The organism is Bacillus sp. FSL K6-2869 (assembly GCF_040869405.1).
Lineage (GTDB): Bacteria > Bacillota > Bacilli > Bacillales > Bacillaceae > Bacillus > Bacillus altitudinis.
In genome coordinates this window covers 3,789,506-3,808,249 of sequence record NZ_CP152035.1, presented here as the reverse complement: position 1 = coordinate 3,808,249, position 18,744 = coordinate 3,789,506, and the positions used below count along the sequence as shown (strand labels likewise).

11 protein-coding genes are annotated in these 18,744 nt (G+C 43.0%); 3 read left to right on the top strand and 8 right to left on the bottom strand.

Annotated features, from left to right (window positions below):
* Positions 1–10: 10 nt before the first annotated feature.
* From MHI58_RS19580 to MHI58_RS19550, 7 genes are all read right to left on the bottom strand, one after another.
* The gene (locus MHI58_RS19580) at positions 11–7,159 is read right to left on the bottom strand and encodes a non-ribosomal peptide synthetase (RefSeq protein WP_045034908.1); all 7,149 of its coding nucleotides are present in this window, start codon (positions 7,157–7,159) and stop codon (positions 11–13) included.
* A 15-nt stretch (positions 7,160–7,174) separates the two neighbouring features.
* On the bottom strand, positions 7,175–8,083 hold the full coding sequence (locus tag MHI58_RS19575; RefSeq protein ID WP_045034907.1) for an isochorismatase family protein: 909 nt from the start codon (positions 8,081–8,083) through the stop codon (positions 7,175–7,177).
* 18 nt (positions 8,084–8,101) lie between these two features.
* On the bottom strand, positions 8,102–9,721 hold the full coding sequence (locus MHI58_RS19570) for a (2,3-dihydroxybenzoyl)adenylate synthase (RefSeq protein WP_045034906.1): 1,620 nt from the start codon (positions 9,719–9,721) through the stop codon (positions 8,102–8,104).
* Positions 9,722–9,746: 25 nt separating this feature from the next.
* Positions 9,747–10,928: an isochorismate synthase DhbC gene (gene dhbC, locus MHI58_RS19565; RefSeq protein ID WP_045034905.1), complete on the bottom strand. Its 1,182-nt coding sequence runs from the start codon at positions 10,926–10,928 to the stop codon at positions 9,747–9,749.
* 26 nt (positions 10,929–10,954) lie between these two features.
* A complete protein-coding gene (locus tag MHI58_RS19560; RefSeq protein ID WP_045034904.1) occupies positions 10,955–11,740 on the bottom strand; it encodes a 2,3-dihydro-2,3-dihydroxybenzoate dehydrogenase in 786 nt (261 codons plus the stop codon).
* Between the two features lie 7 nt (positions 11,741–11,747).
* Positions 11,748–12,629 carry an alpha/beta hydrolase gene (locus MHI58_RS19555; RefSeq protein WP_045034903.1) on the bottom strand — a complete coding sequence of 294 codons (882 nt, stop codon included), beginning with the start codon at positions 12,627–12,629 and terminating at the stop codon, positions 11,748–11,750.
* Positions 12,630–13,366: 737 nt separating this feature from the next.
* Complete coding sequence (locus MHI58_RS19550) at positions 13,367–14,224, bottom strand: hypothetical protein (protein ID WP_045034902.1); 858 nt, start codon at positions 14,222–14,224, stop codon at positions 13,367–13,369.
* A gap of 109 nt (positions 14,225–14,333) precedes the next feature.
* Between MHI58_RS19550 and MHI58_RS19545 the strand changes: the two genes are divergently transcribed.
* From MHI58_RS19545 to MHI58_RS19535, 3 genes are all read left to right on the top strand, one after another.
* Positions 14,334–15,290: a DUF4885 family protein gene (locus MHI58_RS19545; RefSeq protein WP_045034901.1), complete on the top strand. Its 957-nt coding sequence runs from the start codon at positions 14,334–14,336 to the stop codon at positions 15,288–15,290.
* 284 nt (positions 15,291–15,574) lie between these two features.
* Entirely contained in the window at positions 15,575–16,939 is a 1,365-nt protein-coding gene (gene dnaB / locus MHI58_RS19540) for a replicative DNA helicase (RefSeq protein ID WP_003214779.1), read from the top strand.
* 131 nt (positions 16,940–17,070) lie between these two features.
* Positions 17,071–17,484, top strand: coding sequence for a VOC family protein (locus MHI58_RS19535; RefSeq protein ID WP_024718459.1), 414 nt, complete (start codon positions 17,071–17,073; stop codon positions 17,482–17,484).
* A gap of 32 nt (positions 17,485–17,516) precedes the next feature.
* On the opposite strand, the gene MHI58_RS19530 is transcribed toward MHI58_RS19535, so the two are convergent.
* Positions 17,517–18,722: a cytochrome P450 gene (locus MHI58_RS19530; protein WP_045034900.1), complete on the bottom strand. Its 1,206-nt coding sequence runs from the start codon at positions 18,720–18,722 to the stop codon at positions 17,517–17,519.
* Positions 18,723–18,744 lie beyond the last annotated feature (22 nt).

Here is an 18,744-nt window from a genome sequence, read left to right as displayed (position 1 = left end):
TCCTTTATTCTTAGTGCTTTTGTTTGACCCGGTGCAGAGCGTTGTCTAAGATGACACCAATTTCTGCTAGGGGTTTAGGCTGGCACATGTCTTTGTGCCGGCAATGAATGTCGTGCTGTTCAATGGTTCCGTTGATATAAGGTGCCCATGCTTCGGGATCAATCGGTGTAAACCAGTCTGGGATAATGGTAGATCTAAAGAATAATATGTCCCCTTGATAAGTTTTTGGCTGATATTCCCCGAGCAATCGCACTGAGTTGACATAGGTTTCTTTTAGATTTCTTATGGCATCCTCACTTAAGCTTGCTAGTGCACTGCCGTCTTTCTTCAAGATGTCGACAGCACTCTTCATCGTGAGCGGTTCACCTGTTAAGGTATCTGGATCATAACCGCCGAGTGCAAGAAGAGCGATTAGTGCTTCTTCTTCATCAGGTGCTTCTTTAATCGGTAAGAAATGGTTCGGATAGGCATCCAGCATCGCAACGAGAGCGATTTCTTCACCTTGCTGCTGGAGTTGAGTAGCCATTGCTTGTACAACGTTTCCGCCAAGTGACCAGCCAAGTAGATGATAAGGGCCTTTTGGCTGAATCGTTTGGATGTGCTTAATATAATCGGCAGCCATATCATCGAGTGTATGCGGATAGTCATCTTTTCTTGCGATTCCTCGTGCCTGTAATCCATAAATAGGGATGTCTTTCTCTAATGTATTCAAGAGACCTGCATAGCACCAGCTAAGACCACCTGCTGGGTGAACACAGAAGAGAGGGTGTCTTTCTCCATTTGTTCGTAGCGGCAGTAAAATTTCTAGTGCGTTTTCCTCGCTTCCTGTTTCTAGTTTCTCTGCCAAGCTGGCAACGTTCGGTGCTTCAAACAATGTTCCGATGCTCAGTTTCACACCAAGTGCATCACGAATGCGGCTGATTAAACGAACCGCAAGTAATGAGTGCCCGCCAATATCAAAAAAGCGATCGTCAATGCTGATTTTTGGCAAATCAAGCACCTCTTCAAAGAGGTGGCATAGAACTTCCTCTTTCGGGTTTCTTGGGCCGCGGCCATCCGTCTGCTGTATGTGCAATTGAGGTGCCGGAAGTGATTTTTGATCAAGCTTCCCGTTTGCTGTAAGTGGCATCGTATCAATCTGTACATAAGCCGCAGGCACCATGTAATCAGGAAGACTGGCTGCCGCAAAATGGCGAAGAGTCTCTGTATCGAAATGGTCTTCTTCAGTTGTGACGATGTATGCAACTAAGCGTTTGTCGCCAGGCTGATCCTCTCGCAAAATGACGGCAACTTGTGCAACTGCGTCGTGGCGTGATAGAACGGCTTCGATTTCTCCAAGTTCAATCCTAAACCCGCGTATTTTAATTTGATGATCAGCTCTACCAATGTAATCAAGTGCCCCTTCTTCTGTCCAGCGAGCGAGGTCGCCTGTACGATACATCCTTGTGCCAGGCGCTCCATAAGGATCGGCAGGGAATCGATCTGAGGTCAGGTCAGGCCTGCCTAGATAACCTCTTGCCAAACCAGCTCCAGCTACATACATTTCACCTGTTGTCCCAGGTGGAACAGGTTGTAGGTATTCATCTAGTACGTACACGTGTAAATCAGGAATTGGTTTGCCTATTAAACTGCTGGATTTCTTTGCGATCATGTCTCGATTGAGTACATTGTACGTAACGTGAACGGTGGTTTCTGTAATGCCATACATGTTAATTAATTTTGGCTTGCAGTCTGAGTGACGGCTGTACCAATCTTCTAATCTGCTAAGCTCTAATGCTTCACCGCCAAAGATGACATAGCGGAGTGATAATGCTTGACCAAGTGTTTGTTGTTCCTTGTCTATCTGCATGAGCTGATAGAATGCGGAAGGTGTTTGATTAAGTACAGTCACACCTTCATCGACTAGAAGCTGCATCATCTCTTCTGGAGAACGAGAGATGGTATGAGGAACAATGACAAGTCGCCCGCCATATAAAAGGGGCCCCCATATTTCCCAAACTGAAAAGTCAAAGGCATATGAATGGAACATTGTCCAAACATCCTCTTCATCGAAATGGAACCAATGTTCAGTAGATGTCAGAAGACGGATGACATTTTGGTGTGGAATGACCACTCCTTTTGGTTTCCCTGTAGAGCCGGACGTATAAATAATATAGGCCGGATGCAGAGAAGATAGCGGCTCAATTCTGTCTATATCAGCCGGATTGTGATTTGGCGTAGTCAGCAATTGATCAATTGTTTCTTTTTCGTCTAACAAAATCAAATCGCAGTCAGCAGGGAGATGCAATGCAGCTGCTTTTGTTGTGATGCTGCAAACTGGTTTGGCATCTTGTATCATGTATGCCAGCCTGTCTGCTGGATAGTCAGGATCAAGAGGAACATAGGCTGCGCCTGCTTTATGAACAGCTAATAAACTGACGAGCATATCAATTGATCTAGGCAGGGCAAGTGCAACGAACTGTTCTGGTCCAACGCCTCTTTGTATTAATAAATGAGCAAGACGATTGGCTTTGTTGTTTAACTCACCATAGGTCAGCTGCCTCTTGCCATCCGTTACAGCCACTCGATCAGGGAATTGTTGCACCGTTTTTTCAAATAAGGCTGGGAGATTAGGTGCTTGGTCTGACTGAGCGAATGTCTGTTTGTCAGGGAGAAATGTTTGTCGTTCTTGATCTGATAAAATGTTCACTTGACCAATCGGCAGATGTGGGCGCTCAGCTATCTCTGTTAAAAAGCGCTTCATTCTGTCAGCGATTGCTCGAACGGTACTTTGTTTAAATACATCTGTGCTGAATTCAAACAATCCTGTTAATCCTGCTGCTGATCCAGTTTCAGTTCTTTGTTCTGTCAATTCGATGGTCAGATCAAATTTAGCTGATCCCACTGGTTTTACGTAGAGATCCGAATCAAGTTGTGTCAGCTTCATTTCCGCCTTCGGTGTATTTTGGAAGGCAAGCATCACTTGGAACAATGGATTCCGTGATCTGGAGCGGGTTGGATTTAGGATTTCCACTAGCCGTTCAAATGGCAGATCCTGATGCTCATAGGCTGCTAAGTCAACGTTTCGCACTCGCTTCAATAGCTCACTGAAGGTTGGATTACCAGCTGTATTTGTACGTAATACTAGTGTGTTCACAAACAATCCGACAATATCGTCAAGAGCATCGTCATTCCGTCCAGCAATTGGACTGCCGATTGGGATATCTGTCCCCGCCCCAAGGCGTGTCAGTAATGCTGCAAGTGATGCTTGAAGCACCATGAACAAACTCACTTGATGCTGTTTCGCAAGCTCAAGAAGGTTTTGATGTAAAGCCGGTTCGATCGTAAAGTCTATCGTCGCACCGTTGAAGCTTCCTTCCTGTGGACGTGGGAAGTCATAGGGAAGCTCAAGTTCTTCTGGCAGGTCATGTAAGGCACCTTTCCAATAGCTGAGCTGCTTGGCAAATAGACTATCCGTCTCTTTTTCACTGCCCAACAGTTTCTGCTGCCAAATAGCATAGTCAGCATATTGAACAGGTTCCGCTGGCAATGGGGTGGATTTCCCTTGAATACGAGCTTCATAAGCAGCAGCTAAGTCTCGTGTCAACGGTGCAAGTGACCAGCCGTCACCAGCGATATGATGCAGCAATAGAAGCAGGACAGACCGATTGGCATCAAGCGTGAATAATTCTGCTCGCAGTGCAGGTTCTTCTTCAATCTGAAAGCTATAGCGAATGGATTCATTTAATTGATTCTCAATTTGTTGATCACTCGAAGCTGTGACATGGAGCTCAGGCTGAACACTTTTTGGGTGTAAAATAACCTGTCTTGGCATGCCGTTCTTATTTGGAAAAATGGTTCTAAGGGTTTCATGTTTTTCAGTGATATCTGCCAAAGCACCAGTTAGAGCTTGTTGATCTAGTGTACCTGTTAGCTGAATGACAAGTGGAATATTGTAAGTTGGACTTGGACCTTCAAGGCAATGAAGGAACCAGAGCCGTTTCTGAGCAAAGGATAACGGAATCTCATCTGGCTTGTTTTCTACCTGAAGCGGCGGCCGAATGTCCTTTGCTTTATCTAAGTGCTGTGCAAGCTCAGCGACTCGGGGTGATTCAAAAATGGTGCTCATGCTTAGGTCTGCACCGAATGTATCGCGTATACGTCGAAGCAGACGAGCGGCAAGTAAAGAATGTCCGCCTAAATCAAAGAAACTATCATCTATGCCAATTTGAGATACGCCAAGGGTTTCTGCAAATAAACTACATAACATGTCTTCTTGGGGTGTTCTAGGTGTACGCTCAGAACTAACTAAAGACATATTTGGCACCGGCAATGCTTTGCGATCGATTTTGCCGTTTGGTGTAAGTGGCAGTTCCGGCAAAAAGACAACAGCAGAAGGCACCATGTAGTCTGGAAGTAATGCAGCCACAAATTGCCTGAGCTCTGAAGGGTGAAGAGCTGAGTCGTCTGTCAGCACAACATACGCACAAAGCAACTGTTGTCCAGGTTGATCTTCACGAACGATCACAGATGTATGCTTTATAGCTTGATGCTGCATAATCACGGTTTCAATTTCACCCAGTTCAATACGGAAGCCGCGGATTTTAATTTGATGATCGGCACGGCTTATATAATCAATCGAACCATCTTCACGCCATCTGGCTAAATCTCCAGTACGATACATTCTCGTGCCTTTTGTGCCGAACGGATCAGCGACAAATCGTTCTGCCGTTAAGTCGTATCGTCCAAGATATCCTCTTGATACTCCTTCACCTGCAATATAAAGTTCACCGATTGATCCTGCTGGGACTGGGTTTAGTCCTTCATCTAAAATGTAAATGCTCGTATTCCAAATGGGTTTACCAATTGCCGGCCCGCTATTCTCTTGATGTGCTGTGACATTTTCCATCGTAGACCAGATCGTCGTTTCTGTAGGTCCGTACAAATTGGTAATGTCGCATTGAAGAGATTGCAGTGTGTGCAAAAGGGAGGCAGGAAGTGCTTCTCCTCCAACAAGAACACGCATACCTGTGATCACGTCAGGGTATTCATCTGCCAATGCATGCCACAACGTTGGTGTTGCCTGCATGATTGTGACATGATGAGAACGAATCATGTTTGAAAGCTTTGCTGGTTCTTGTATCGTTTCTTTTTTTGCCAATAAAATAGCAGCCCCATGTAAAAGTGGGAGGAACATTTCTAGCCCGGAAATATCAAAGGCTATGGTCGTTACCGCTAAAAGCTGGTCTCCTTGATCTAATAAAAATGCATCTTGCATGGACAATATAAAGTTGACTACATTTCGCTTTGTTACAACAACACCCTTTGGTTTGCCTGTCGATCCTGACGTGTAGAGGATATAGGCGGGGTGATGTGGAGAGCCCTCGCTCCAGGTAGGATTGAGATGCGGACTGCCTGCTATCTCCTGATGAACAATTGCATCATCCAGTTGAACGATGTGAGGATAGTCCAAACCACCTGCTGTCTCATTGATTGTGAGCAAGCACGCCGGTTTGGCATCCTCTAGCATATAGGCGACACGATCGTTAGGATAATCAGGGTCTAGTGGCAGATATGCGGCTCCCGTTTTGACGACGGCTAATAGACTTACGACCATATCGATGGATCGAGGCAGAGCGATTGCGACGAATTGTTCTGGTCCAATGCCACGATTTTTCAAATAATGAGCTAACTGATTTGCCCGCTGATTCAACTCTTCATAGGTCAAAATGATTCCTTCAAACTGTAATGCTTTTGCTTGCGGCGTTTTGCTCACTTGTTTTTCAAATAGTTCCCGTAATGATTCTTTTGGTAATTCTCGTTTTGTATCATTCCAGTGCTTGAGAATGTTCTCTTTTTCTTCAGACAAAAGAAGGTTGAATTGACTGATTGTCTGATCTTGCTCTAGTCCGGTTATTTCCTCCAGCAATTGAAGAAAACGATGTTGATGAGCGTCAACGGCTGTCTCTTTGTAAACAGCAGGGTTTGCATCAAAGTCGATTTGAAATCCGTTTCCATCCGCACGGTCGTATATGTTGATCGATAAATCATCTACCGGTCCTGCTGAGAGATTGTGTGCTCGACCAATGCTCTGATCGAACTTGAGATCATAATCAAATGGCATGATATTGATCTGTGGACCGAATAATCGTTGATTTCTTCCGATGAGCTTAAAGTCTCTCCGCATGTCTTCATGACGATATCGTTGATGAGGACGAATGGCTTTCAGTTCATCAGATACTTGACGAACAAGTGCTGAGAGCGTCATTTCTGGTTTGCATGTTAAACGAAGCGGTACCAGGTTCATGACCATTCCAGGTGTTTGCAAGGCGCACGATCCAAGGCGCATCATCACAGGTAATCCTAAAACAATATCATGTGCACCCGTCATACGATGCATATAGAGTGCGGATGCGGCAAGAATCATTTCATGCCACGTACTACCGAAGGCTTGGGCGTTTTTTTTCATTTTGCTTACCTTTTCGGCATCGTATCTAGCCGTTTTCCGGATAAAATGATCCGACGTTCTTGGGGCAAGCTCAGCAAGGCTGGCAATTTCCGGTTGATCAGCAAAACGATTTTTCCAAAATGCTCGATCATCTTCAAATCGATTGGACTGTTGATAAGTGACCTCTTCTTGGACTACATCATGTAAAGCTCCAAATGTTTGAGGAGGCACAGGTGTCCCTTGCGATAGGGCTGAATAGACCTCAGCAACACGACGTGCAATGAGCGAAAAGGCGAATCCATCAATGGCAATATGATGAATGCGCTGATACCAAATGAATCGATCGTCAGCAAGTTGAAAAAGCACTTCACGGAATAATACATCTTTCTCTAAAGAGACTGGTGTGGAAAGGTCGGCTTTCATCCATGCTTTAGCCGCATCAAACGGCTGTTTTTCATTTTGTAAATTGACATATTGAAATGGGATTTCTTTCTTAGATGTCATCCATTGCTTTGGACCGTCAGTATCCTCAACGAATTGCATATACAAGGAATCTGCTTCTAAGACAGTCTTTCGAATGGCTGCTTCAAAGTGTATGGGATCAATAGGACCTTTAATCTCTATATACTCAGCTGTATTGAAAATAGGGTTAGATGGATCAAGCTGCTGCGCATACCAAATGCCTGATTGGGCACCGGTTAGTGGGAATGAATCGACGGACTGGATCGACAAGGGCCTAAACCTCCTTTACAAGTAATCGATATTTGGGATTGATGGCTGTTTTTCTGGGAAAAGAAGAGTCCGCCAAGACATGAGCGTTGGATTTGCTGCAAGCTCAACGAAATTGACTGTTGCTCCTTGCTGTCTCCACTTTTCCGCTAGGCTCATCATTCTAATTGAATCAAGGCCAAGGTAGACGAGATTCTCGTCAAGCGGTATTTCATTTGGATTGATTTGAAGATACTCAGCTACTTGGTGAACGATGGCATCAAAGGATAGGTCATCACTGTTTGCTTCTTGTCCTGTTAAACGACTGATGATTTGGTTTGTCGTTGTGGTGACTGCACAGCGTTCAGCTGCATAGGTCATTGCCATTTTGTGATGCTTAAGTGAAAAGTCAGCGACGGCATCGGCGACAAAAAAGGTTTCAATATCGAACATGAATGCTTCTGCGGCTGTCAGCATACATCCAATATGTGCATATACGCCAGTAATGATCAGTTGATCACGTCCGCCTTCGTGAAGAAGATCTAAAAAGTTGGATTTTTTGAATGCGCTATAACGCCATTTTGTCAGCATTGTATCTGATTCAGATGGAGCAAGCTGATCAATGATTTTTGTCAATGCTTCATCATCACCAAGACCAGGTCCCCAAAAGTCTGTTAATAAGGCACGATCCTTCGGGTCTTGATCACCAGGTTGAGCTGTATAGACGACTGGAATGCCGAGTTCTTTGCATGTATAACGTAATTGTTCAATATGCTGCACTAACTCTGTAATCGGTGAAGTATCTTGTTGAAATGCATTTAAAAAATATTGCTGCATGTCATGTATCAGCAAGACAGCACGTTTCGGATCAGGGATCCAGTTCACTTTATTTTCGGGTAAATCATGTATGCTTGGCATTGGATACGCAGGAATAGTAGGGATTGCCATGGTTTTCACTCCTCTTTTTTATACGTTGGCAGTATGGATTGCAGCTAATTCTCTTAATGCTTTTTTACTGATTTTTCCTACACCTGTTTGTGGGAACGCATCAATCCATTCAATGCGGTCAGGAATTTTATAGGCAGCGAGCCCACGTTCTCTTAGAAATAACTTTAAGACATGCGGTGCTGGTTTGTTGTTTCCTTTCGCAATAACAAAGGCACATGAGCGTTCGCCAAGAAATGGATCTGGCATGGACACCATGGCGGCATCATGAATGTCAGGATGCGCAAGTAAATGGTTTTCAACTTCTTCAGCAGCAACCTTTTCGCCACCACGATTGATTTGATCCTTGTCTCTGCCTTCTACAACAACATTTCCTTCTTTGGTTAATCGCACGATGTCACCTGTTCTGTAGAAGCCATCTGGTGTAAATGCTTTTTTGTTTTGTTCATCGGCTTTATAGTAGCCGCGAATCGTATAAGGTCCTCTTGTTAAAAGGTGTCCAGCCACTTCATTCGGGACGGGCTTGTCCTCATCGTCTACCACTAGTACCTCATCATATTCAGACATCGGGCGTCCTTGTGTATGGATAATGACATGTTCAGGATCATCCAATCTGGTATAGTTGACCAGACCTTCTGCCATGCCAAAAACTTGCTGTAACTTACACCCAAGGGCAGGCATCACTCGTTTTGCTGCCTCAGCACTTAATTTAGCACCACCGACTTGTAAGACCTCAAGACTCGATAAGTCATCTGATCGATGAGGAGCGGCTTCGAGCCAAATCAATGCAATTGGTGGAACGACAGCGGTAATAGTCGCCCGTTCTTTTTCAATGAGTGGAAAGACGACATCAGGGCTTGATCCAGGTGCAAGAACGACTCTTCCACCAGCGTATAATGTCCCAAGAACACCAGGCGAGCTTAATGGATAGTTGTGTGCAACTGGAAGTGTAGCTAGATACACACTATGTTGTGTGAGCTCGCACACCTCATTGCTTTTCCAAAGACTATAAATATAGTCATCATGTGTACGAGGTATGAGCTTAGAAAGGCCTGTGCTTCCTCCAGATAACTGAAGAAACGCAATGTCGCTTGCCTCTACATGTATTTGTGGATCGAGCGCTGGGTCCTTGCGCAAATCATCCAAGTCTAGGAATTCCTCAGCTTCTCCTGCAACAATGACATGAGGTAATGAGGGAAGTTTTTCTTTCACTTGACGTGCGAGTGATCGATAATCAAAGCCGCCATCGATATCTGTTATGACATATGCGTCTGCTTCGGCAAATTCAATAAAATAAGTGATTTCACTGCTTCTATGAGATGGCAGTGAGAAGACGGGTAAAGCACCGATACGAAATAAAGCGAAAACGACTTCAAAAAAAGCAGGAATGTTAGGAAGCTGCACGACAACTCGACTTCCCTTTTGAATTCCAAGCTGATGAAAACCGGCAGCAAGACTGCTGACGCGCTCATCAAGTTCTTGATAGCTCATGTGTGTATCAGCGTATGTAATCGCTGTTTTATTCCCTAACGATACGGCGCGTTCACGAAGCATCCCGCTAAAGGTTTCTCCACGCCAACAGCCGTTTTCACGGTAGCGTTTTGCAAATTCTTCTGGCCATGTAGGTGGTTGAACAAACATGTCTTTTGTCATCTCCTATGTATTTTTATAGCTGATGGATGCCCATCGCATGAAGCATCGTGTTGAATTTTGCAGATGTTTCGGCTAGCTCTTCTTCTGCCTTTGATCCTTTGACCACTCCTGCACCAGCAAAGAGGCGAAGGGAATGACCTTCAGCTTCTGCACAGCGAATGGTGACAATCCAATCTCCATCACCATTTGCATCTGCCCAACCGACCATTCCTGTGAAAAATCCTCGATCGAAGGGTTCAATCGCTTGAATGGCTTCACGTGCATCTGCTGTAGGTGTTCCGCATACTGCGGGTGTTGGATGGAGGCTAAGCGCTAAATCAATGGAGGACACATTGGAATCTGTTAATTCACCTTTGACCACAGTAGATAAATGCCACATCGTTTCTGTCTGTATGACGGATGGTGATGCGGGTACATCTAACGTATGACAGTAAGGAGCAAGCGCTTTAGTGACAGCATCGACAACCACTGCATGCTCGTGTAAATCCTTTGCAGAAGTAAGAAGTTCATCGTGACGACGCTGGTCTTCTACGGGGTCTGAACTGCGTGGCCGAGAACCAGCGAGTGGATTGGAAATCACAGATGAACCAGTTTTTGAAAGAAGCAGCTCAGGGCTTGCCCCAAGAAGTGTGCGCTTTTGGGAAGATTGCGGATCAGCTACGTTTGCAGCAAACGTATAACCAGTTGTATTATGACGAGCCAGTCGTTCGAGTATTGTTTTCGTATGAATGTCTTGATTTGATTTGAGATGGAGAGATCGAGAAATGACGATTTTGCTAAGCTCTCCTTTTTCAATTTTAGCTAACCCTTCGTTCACACCATTCATGTAGACTTCAGGAGAAGGGACAGGTGTCACCTCATAGGATTGTGATGTCACTTCTGAATCCTCATCACCTTGATGAAATTCGAGTGGATCACTAAACTGTACATGGACTGGCACATTTAAACGAACGGGTTGCGCCGGATCAAACGGAACAGCACCAGCAACAATCGGTGCTTGAATACCAGCTTGTTTGGCAGTCTCAAAAACATGGGCTACCTTTGTGGATAGTTCATCGAGTTGATTGGTTTTAATATGCTGGAATATCCCCTCTGCAAGTAACGCTCGTTTAGGAGAAGCAAGGAAAAATGCGCCTGGCTGATAGTCTTGGATCAGCTGTACTTTTTCTTCTGTCGACAATAATGAATGTTTCATGAAAAGGCCTCCTTTTTGATAAAATGTTAAATTCCGAGTGTTGCACCACCATCAATTGTGAGATTCTGCATCGTAATATGACTGGATTGCTCAGATGCAAAGAAGATGACTGCATCAGCAATCTGTTGAGGGTCAGCGATTTTTTGTAAAGGAATACCGGTTTTATACGTCTCTAACGAACCTTTAATCACCTGATCTGCTCCTTGCTCATCAGACCATAAAGCCCATTGCATAGGTGTTGCGGTAGAGCCGGGCGAGACGACGTTGCATCTAATGCCATAGGTAGCCAGCTCTAATCCAAGCGTTTTTGTAAAAGAAGTAGCTGCTGCTTTTGAAGCAGCATAGGCAGCCATATTCATTCTAGGAATGGCACCTGCGTTAGAACTGACAGTCACAATGACCCCTTCTGATCTTTTCATCATGTATTTGGAGACAGCTTGGGATATGTAAAAGAGACCATGTGTATTGACTGCGAAGGTTTGGTGCCAATCATCTGCACTAATCTGATCAATCGAACTAATCCGAAGAATGCCTGCTACATTGACCAGTAAATAAATGGGGCCAAGCTGCTTTTCAATTTGATCGACAATGTGCTGAACAGATGCTTGATCGGTAATGTCACCTGGATAGGCAAAGGCACGTATGCCTTTATCATTCAACTTCTGCACGTTGCTTTGCAGCTGATCTTCATTTGTGTCAACTGCTGCAATGATCGCACCTTCATCTGCTAGTCTTTTGGCGACTGCTTGTCCGATACCTTGCCCTCCGCCTGTAATAAGGGCAATTTTATGAGACAGACTACTCTGTTTCATGCGTTCACTACCTTTCTTTCAAGTCTGTAGTTGTTAAAGGGTCTTGATGATAAAATGCAAAACGAAAAGCGTCATTCATCAGCACCGGTAAAACAGACGTATGTCCTTCTTCAGGAAATTCGTGATAGGTCGTATGCAAGCCATACGAGGATAAAGGCAGCATACGATTGGCTAGAGACTTTGCATGAGCATTCATTTGACATGGATGATGTTTTTCTAACTCACCTACACCTACAAGTAGCCTTACATCCATAGGCACTTGACGGATGCGGTTGGTAAATTGGTGTTCTTTTTCTAGAAATAATTCTTTGTTCCAGTGGATAGAAGGACTGCCCGCAATATATGTCTGATAAGCGTCAGGGTGCTCAAATAGTGTGTGTAATACAAAAAGCCCGCCAAGAGAATGGCCAAATAGTGTTTGACGACTCTGATTAATCGGAAAGCGCTGCTCAATGTATGGCTTAACAGTCTTTTCTAAAAAAGAAAAGAAAGCAGAGGCGCCGCCATATGTATGGATGGAGAAGTCCTTTCTTTTACCCCCAATGGAAACGTCAGGGCCGGTAAGAGTGAGATCATAATGCCTAAGCGGATGATAGGGCGCTTCTGTCTGATAGCCAATTCCAACAATAATAGCAGGTACGACACCTGTTTTTTCAGGTCTTCTTGACTGTAAACGGATGGCTTCGACCATTGTGCCAAAAAGTGAATTCCCATCAAGCACGTACATGACTGGAAAACCAGTTTCGGGAGGAGTGGTATTCGGTTTAAATATAAAAAGTCTGTATGGGTGTGCTGTGATATCTAGTTGCTCCGTCCCAGGTATAAAAAAAGGACGGCTTTCTCCAAAAAGTGAATCATCAGTACCCATTCCTTCAGTGCGTTTGGCCATATGTGAAAAATCCCCTTTCTCAAATTGACCTCATATGATGATAAAAGCAGGCTTGCGGATATTGGATGAGTGTATTAATAAAAATTTAAATGAAAATGATTCTCAATTATCACGCAAGCAAATCAAATGATAATGTTTATCAATTAGGAAGTCAAATGTTCATAAAGTGGTATAATCGATAATTTGATCTAAATATTCAGAAAATAAAGGACTAACTAACTACCAAATGATTGGAAATAGAGAATGCCGGATTGTGTCATTAAAACAGAGTAGAAATGCCAAAAAACCTTGGCAATCTCAAATTATTTACCATTTTCTTCTGTTTGAATCATGATTAAATATAGGTTTTTCTTCTTGAAATAATTTTGAGAAAAATAAGTCTATAGACCTTCTTGTGTTTTTAGAAAAAAAGAGGTGGATTTTGGGGAAAGTTAGTGTTCTTAATTCACAACTTATTCAATATCATGCTTAAATTCATAGACAATTTTCTATGGAAGACAAGATCGCCAGGGGATGTAGGCAGAATGAAACCCCCATTAGGAAAACTGAGGCTAAATCTGCTTGAAAATCAGCTCAAGCTGAAAAATACGTTTATAGTGGAGGAATATCATGAAGTGAAGCAATTATGACAAGCACTGTAGAGTGGCGAAATAACATATAACATCAAAAATGAGGCAATAAAAAAAGTAAGGGATGCTCCCTTACTTTTTGATCATATCGGTGTAAACACCATTCAATTAAAATCCATCTGTGACATCATATTCGTAACGGATATCGGCTTTGACATTGCTCATAGTAGATCTCGCTGTAGCTTTTGCGTTGTACTTAAAGCTCCATTTTTGAGCGACTCTTAATTGATCATCCAGAGATATACGATAAGAACCACTTGTTGCAGAGGAGAAAAGGGATTGATACCAAATGTTACTATCACTAGCCATCAGTTTGTGTGTGACATTCCCTTGGTTTGGTGTTTGAGTGCTAGTTGTCGTAATTGATTTGACAATTGCACTTTTAGGAATAGAAGAATTGTTCGTTAAATCCATTGTAATGACAGAAGAATCAACCCCTAAAAAATTTAAAGAAGAATTCCCCAAGTTTGTAGCAGTCCCCGTAAAATTGAATGTCCCATTTCCAGATTTAATACGATCTTGAATGGAAACAGTAAAATACATGTTTCCGCTATATGTACCACGGGTTACTTTCACAAAATAAATTTCTGAAGTTGAAGTCACGTCACCAGTATTTGCAAAAATAAAGGGTGTGACTGAATCAGGATTAATTACTTCTGTTTTCGCATCAGAATATTTTGAATTATAAACCTCGATTTTCATCCCAGTATATTGCTTATTATACGAACTTCTGACATAAACTCTTTCACCTTTATTGATCGTAAACTGATAATATGCTTCATTTTCACCTTCAGGTAAGATTGTCGTGTCTGAACGACTATTTTTCCAATATCCCATTGAACTTGCAGTGTTAGGACTGTTATTCCCCGTAATTGCTGCTTCTGCTGAAGTAGGTGCAAAAAAACTAGTAACAAGCGCCAATAATAATGCTGGTAATAATAAACGTTTAAAGATAGTATTTGTCATATATTAACCCTCCTTGTAATAATTACTATATCGACATTAAACTAACAAATTTTAACTGAATTGCCGATATATTTAATAATCACTATTTTCTTAAAAAAGGAGAATCAAAATGAATATTAATACGTCATATACAGCCAGTTCTTCGAACAATCTGAATCAAATAGATTCTAAAGGCCAATCAGCTATTAAAAGTACAAATGAAGTGATGACCGAATCTGATAGACGGATGAAAATATTAGATGAAAAATATGAAAAAATAAATGAACAAAATAAACGATTCAAAGATCCTCATGGTCATATATTTGATAAGTATCGAAATCCATACTCTCCTTATTTCAGAAGTGACCTAACCAAACCAGAAAGAGATGCTGCTTACTCTATGGAAATTGGTTGGGCTAACCATGGGAGAGGAGGGTATTATAATTTTAATGATGCCGCCTTCCGTAATGAAAAACGGTACGATCCTACCCAAGAAAGTGTAGAAAAGAAACTATTAAATCGTCAGAAGGTGAACGAACAACTGCAAGCTTTGTTTTCTACCAATGGTTTGAACATTCCTAAAAATGCTAATTTAACTTTTACCATTGATCCGAATCATTTTAAATTAGTGGTGAGTGGATCAACTGACGAGTCGCTGGTCAAACAAATAGAAGACATATTGAATACAAGCAACAATACAAGAGAACTATTTTTTCATATTATGAAAAGTAGAAATGATGATTCGACTCAATTCACGCCGGATTCACTTGCAAAGTTCCACCTTGTCAATCAAATCAAAACGGTGACAGGCTACAATTTAAAAGATTTAAGCATTGTAAACGGTCAATTTGTAACGGATACCGGAGCAAATATTTTTGATATCTACAAAGAAGAACTTCTGAAAAACCCATACACAGCAGAAAATGCCCGCATTGCTGCATCACATTATGGTGCACAACTCTTTGATTTAGCCAAGAACGGGTATGATTCTATTCCCGACTTGGTGTTATCTATTGGATATGAAAACGGGTCTTTACATGACATAGGACAAAAGGTGAATTACGGAGTTAAGAAAACGATAGATTAAAAAACGCACCTGATATTTTCAATATTTGATCATGTGCGTGTACTGCCATGTTGGAGTATCGATCACATGTGTGAACAACAACAGCTACAAATCCCATTAGCGATACAAAGGACTCTATAACAATTTATGTTACAGAGTCTTTTCTATTTGAAGTGTGTTGTTTCGCTGTTCAACAAAACATCGACATGGTAATTTTGACTATAGTTGATGTTTTTCACTTTTTTATTGATGAAAATGTTAAAATGATGAGTAGCGTATTTTTTTATGAAAGGACGGTGCTTGGCATGACGGAACTTCTCGATGACCGGCTGCCGCCGCAAAATATAGAAGCCGAGCAGGCCGTATTAGGTGCTGTTTTTTTAGAACCATCTGCGCTAACGCTCGCTTCTGAAGTATTAATTCCAGAGGATTTCTATAGAATGTCGCATCAAAAGATTTACAATGCGATGCTTGTACTTGGTGATAGAGGGGAACCGGTTGACCTTGTCACGGTGACATCAGAACTTGCCAATACAGACTTACTAGAAGAGGTAGGCGGGATTTCGTATTTAACAGATATTGCGAACTCTGTCCCAACTGCCGCAAACATTGAATATTATGCGAAAATTGTAGAAGAAAAATCCATTTTAAGACGTCTGATCCGTACAGCGACAACCATTGCACAGGATGGATATACGCGTGAGGATGAAGTAGAAGATCTATTGAGTGATGCTGAAAAAACCATTATGGAAGTGGCTCAGCGTAAAAACTCAGGAGCTTTCCAAAACATTAAAGACGTTCTTGTTCAGACATATGATAATATTGAACAGCTTCATAATCGAAAAGGTGATATCACTGGGATTCCAACGGGTTTCTCAGAGCTTGACCGGATGACAGCTGGCTTCCAGCGAAATGACCTGATTATTGTAGCGGCTCGTCCGTCCGTAGGGAAAACAGCCTTCGCGTTAAATATTGCACAAAACGTTGCGACCAAGACAGATGAAAGTGTCGCCATCTTTAGTTTAGAGATGGGCGCTGAGCAGCTGGTCATGCGTATGCTTTGTGCCGAGGGAAATATCAATGCACAAAACCTAAGAACCGGTAACCTCACAGAAGAGGACTGGGGTAAGTTGACAATGGCGATGGGTTCGTTATCAAACAGTGGAATTTTCATTGACGATACACCTGGCATTAGAGTCAGTGAAATTCGCTCGAAGTGCCGCCGTTTGAAGCAAGAAAACGGGCTTGGTATGATCCTGATTGATTACTTACAGCTCATCCAAGGAAGTGGACGATCAAGCGATAACCGTCAGCAAGAGGTATCTGAAATTTCTAGGGCTTTAAAGTCACTAGCAAGAGAACTTGAAGTGCCAGTCATTGCCTTATCACAGCTTTCTCGTGGGGTAGAGCAGCGTCAGGACAAACGTCCGATGATGTCTGATATTCGTGAATCAGGAAGTATTGAGCAGGATGCCGATATTGTGGCGTTCCTTTATCGTGATGATTACTATGACAAAGAATCAGAGAATAAGAACATTATTGAAATTATTATTGCGAAACAGCGTAACGGTCCAGTTGGAACGGTATCACTGGCGTTCGTGAAAGAATATAACAAATTCGTCAACTTAGAAAGAAGATTTGACGATGCGGGTGTTCCGCCCGGTGCTTAAAGCCCAGCTCAAGAAGCTGGGCTTTTTTTGATCCATCTACATCGAAAGAATGACTGAAAAACAGTCGAAATGAGGAGGAGTGGGAGAAAAAGAGAGCGTATACTAAAGGGAGAGAAAAGGAGTGATGACTGATGAAGTTTCAACAATTCGAAGCCGCTCAATTACGCATCGCACGTCCGACCGTCAACATGAAAGAGGTTGTTTCTTTTTATGAAGAAGGTTTAGGGCTAAAACGAATAGGCTCATTTGATCAGCATGAAGGGTATGATGGGGTCATGCTTGGGCTTCCTCACCAGCATGTTCATCTGGAAATCACCAAACATGAAGAAGACGAAAGCTTGCCTGTTCCCCACCCAGAGCAACTACTTGTATTCTATATTCCGGATGAAGAAGAATTTCAGCAGATGAAAAAGAGACTGATCGCATCTGGCGGACGGCATGTCACCTCTACAAACCCGTACTGGGATCGAGGAGGCGTGACGATTGAAGATCCAGATGGATATCGAGTGGTGCTCATGAATACAGAAGGAATTACACCTGATTAAGAAAGACTCCCATCTTGTGGGAGTCCTTTTTGTTAGCAACGAGGCGTGACACGGAGCTTCAGTGCTTTTAGTCCATACATACCGCTGCTTGTCATTGGGACGTAAGAGAGAAGCTCTAGTGATTCATATCGTGACTGTATGGCTTTGATGGCAGTGCAGGCTTCCAGGCGAGCAAGTGGTGCGCCTAGGCAGAAATGAATGCCGTGGCCGAAGCCAATATGAGGATTAGGGTGCCGATGTATATCGTACTCATGTGCGTTTGGAAATTGACGCTCATCCCGGTTCGCAGAAGCAAGAAAGACAATCACACTGTCTCCCTTTTTCAAGACTTTCCCTCCAAGTTCGGTGTCTTCTGTGACATACCGGACGATGGTAGGCGCAGGGGCACGAAAACGGACAGCCTCCTCCACAGCACGAGGAATGAGGTCAGGTGATTGAGCGAGCGCTTCATACGACCCCGGATTTTCTAACAAACTAAAGATCATATTGGAGATCAGGTTGGTGGTCGTTTCGTTGCCTGCTAACAGGAGCAGATTGCAGAAAGGAATTAATTCGTCTGCGGACAGCTTGTCTCCATCTTCCTCGGCTTGAATTAAAAGCGAAATCAAATCATCACTAAGGTTCTGCCGCTTCTCTTCAATGATGTCAGCAAAAAACGCCATCATGTCCGCTTCGCCTTGATCCCGTGCTTTCTGCCATTCAACGACATCTCTTTCTTCTTCACTTTTAGGCATGCTGACGAGAATATCGGACCATTCTTTAAAGGATTGTTTATGTTCTGTTGGCACACCTAAAAGCTCTGCAATGACAATCACAGGAAGCGGATAGGAGATGTCTTGAACAAGATCAATCTCTTCCTTACCTTCTATTTGTGCAATGAGATCATCCATTAACTCTTGAATGCGTGGTTCCCACAATTTCATCACCCGGGGTGTAAAGGCTTTGCTCACAATGGAGCGGATTCGTGTATGTTTTGGCGGGTCCATCATGACCATTGTTTTCATCAGTGAATGTTTCCGGTGGTCTTGAGGAGGTTGACTAGAAAAGGTATCTTTATCGATGGTGACGCGCTTTGCTTCTTCATAGGTGAAGACACTCCATGTTTGGCTGTGTTCATCAAAATGAACAGGGGATTCTTGACGCATTTTGGCGTACCAATCAAATGGGTGATACGGGTCCTGCTTATTTTTCCCTCTTAATAACGCTTTCTGAACGGCACTAGGTGTTGTTGTTTCCATGATCATCACTCCTTATGGGTTG